The organism is Pseudomonas sp. NY15437 (assembly GCF_048068435.1).
Lineage (GTDB): Bacteria > Pseudomonadota > Gammaproteobacteria > Pseudomonadales > Pseudomonadaceae > Pseudomonas > Pseudomonas nitroreducens_B.
The window spans coordinates 1-524 of the sequence record NZ_JBLUQC010000046.1 but is presented as its reverse complement, the minus strand read 5'-3'; the positions used below and the strand labels follow the sequence as shown (position 1 = coordinate 524).

The following is a 524-nucleotide window of genomic DNA, read 5'->3' as shown; positions in this document are numbered from 1 at the left end:
TTGAGCTAACCGATACTAATTGCCCGTGAGGCTTGACCATATAACACCCAAACAATTTGCGTGTTGTACGGTGAAGACGTAACGAACCGAAAGTTCGTGTGAACCGCAAATTACTTATCACATACCCGAATTCGGATGAGCGTGTGCAACTGCCACGAGCATCCTAAAGAATTGCTTGACGACCATAGAGCGTTGGAACCACCTGATCCCATCCCGAACTCAGTAGTGAAACGACGCATCGCCGATGGTAGTGTGGAGTTTCTCCATGTGAGAGTAGGTCATCGTCAAGCTCCTATCCCAAGACCCCTGGTCAGCATCGCTGGCCGGGGGTTTTGCTTATTAGTGTAAGCAGCCCGAATTCGGATGAGCGCCCAGGCGAGCATCCAGCCGAATTGCTTGACGACCATAGAGCATTGGAACCACCTGATCCCATCCCGAACTCAGTAGTGAAACGATGCATCGCCGATGGTAGTGTGGAGTTTCTCCATGTGAGAGTAGGTCATCGTCAAGCTCCTAATTCCAAA

2 rRNA genes are annotated in these 524 nt (G+C 50.4%); both read left to right on the top strand.

The features are described 5' to 3' along the window. The first annotated feature begins 174 nt into the window (after positions 1-174). A 5S ribosomal RNA gene (gene rrf / locus ACNFIA_RS31965) occupies positions 175-290 on the top strand. Positions 291-395: 105 nt separating this feature from the next. After that, a 5S ribosomal RNA gene (rrf, locus tag ACNFIA_RS31960) occupies positions 396-511 on the top strand. Positions 512-524: the final 13 nt, after the last annotated feature.